General features: G+C 66.4%; 1 protein-coding gene and 2 pseudogenes. All 3 read left to right on the top strand.

Annotated elements, in window-relative coordinates; translation table 11 throughout:
* Positions 1-441 (top strand): annotated as a pseudogene (gene sucC / locus OM960_RS25380) (succinate--CoA ligase subunit beta); the annotation flags it as partial.
* 4 nt (positions 442-445) lie between these two features.
* Positions 446-952: a hypothetical protein gene (locus OM960_RS25375; RefSeq protein ID WP_264773929.1), complete on the top strand. Its 507-nt coding sequence runs from the start codon at positions 446-448 to the stop codon at positions 950-952.
* A 14-nt stretch (positions 953-966) separates the two neighbouring features.
* A pseudogene (locus OM960_RS25370) lies at positions 967-1,256 on the top strand (succinate--CoA ligase subunit alpha); the annotation flags it as partial.

Raw genomic sequence — 1,256 nt, 5'->3', positions numbered from 1 at the left:
GAGCTCGCGGCCTCGAAGTTCGACCTCAACTACATCGCGCTCGACGGCGAGATCGGCTGCATGGTGAACGGCGCCGGCCTCGCGATGGCGACGATGGACATCATCAAGCTCTACGGCGCCGAGCCCGCGAACTTCCTCGACGTCGGCGGCGGGGCGACGAAGGAGAAGGTGACCGAAGCCTTCAAGATCATCACCTCGGACCCCAACGTGAAGGGCATCCTCGTCAACATCTTCGGCGGCATCATGCGCTGCGACATCATCGCCGAGGGCGTGATCGCGGCGGTGAAGGAGGTGGGCCTGAAGGTGCCGCTGGTCGTCCGGCTCGAGGGCACCAACGTCGAGAAGGGCAAGGAGATCATCCAGACCTCCGGCCTGAACGTGATCGCGGCGGACAACCTCTCGGATGCCGCGCAGAAGATCGTCAAGGCGGTGAAGGGGTAAGGCGATGAGGGGTCCGCTTCCCGCGGCAGTCCTGGCTCTGGCGGCGGCCTTCCCGGCCCCCGCCCCGGCCAAGACCGCGGAAGAGGCGGCGGCGGTCAACATGCAGCTCGCGGCGGAGATCTGTCTGAGGAACTATCGCACCCCCGAAAAGGTGGTCGATGCGTTCACGGCAGCCGGGTTCTCGCTCGCGCCGGGCGCCGATCCCGGCACGCACGAGGTCACGGCGCCCGAACTGTGGGGCGTCATCGAACCGGGGTCCGAGCAGAGCTACTGCACCTTCCAGTCGAGCCAAGTGCCGCTCGCGATGGCGCAGGCCATCGGCACCGCGCTCGCCGAGCGGCTCTTTCCGGGCCAGGTGCAGACCGGCCATCCCGAACGCGGGCTGGCGACCCCCTGCGACGGCCTCTCGGTCTTCGCGCCCCGGCGGCTGATCTGGATTCATTACGCTCAGGCCGGCAACTCCGGCGAATGCATCGACGATGGCACCAGCGCCATCATCCTGAACATGTAGGAAAAGGGACAATCATGGCAGTCCTCGTCAACAAGAACACCAAAGTCATCTGCCAGGGCCTGACCGGCTCGCAGGGCACCTTCCACTCCGAACAGGCGATCGCCTACGGCACCCAGATGGTCGGCGGCGTCACCCCCGGCAAGGGCGGCCAGAGCCATATCGGCCTGCCGGTCTTCAACTCGGTCCACGAGGCCAAGCAGGCGACCGAGGCCAATGCCTCCGTCATCTACGTGCCGCCCCCCTTCGCGGCGGATTCGATCCTCGAGGCGATCGACGCCGAGATGGAGCTTATCGTCTGCATCAC

It is taken from the genome of Defluviimonas salinarum (assembly GCF_026013545.1).
Classification (GTDB): Bacteria; Pseudomonadota; Alphaproteobacteria; order Rhodobacterales; family Rhodobacteraceae; genus Albidovulum; species Albidovulum salinarum.
Note: the sequence above shows the minus strand (reverse complement) of the source record. Positions and strands in the feature narration are given on the sequence as shown.

Excerpts from the sequence above, each read along its gene's own strand:
- OM960_RS25375 (WP_264773929.1), top strand. The coding sequence starts at position 446 with ATGAGGGGTCCGCTTCCCGCGGCAGTCCTGGCTCTGGCGGCGGCCTTC.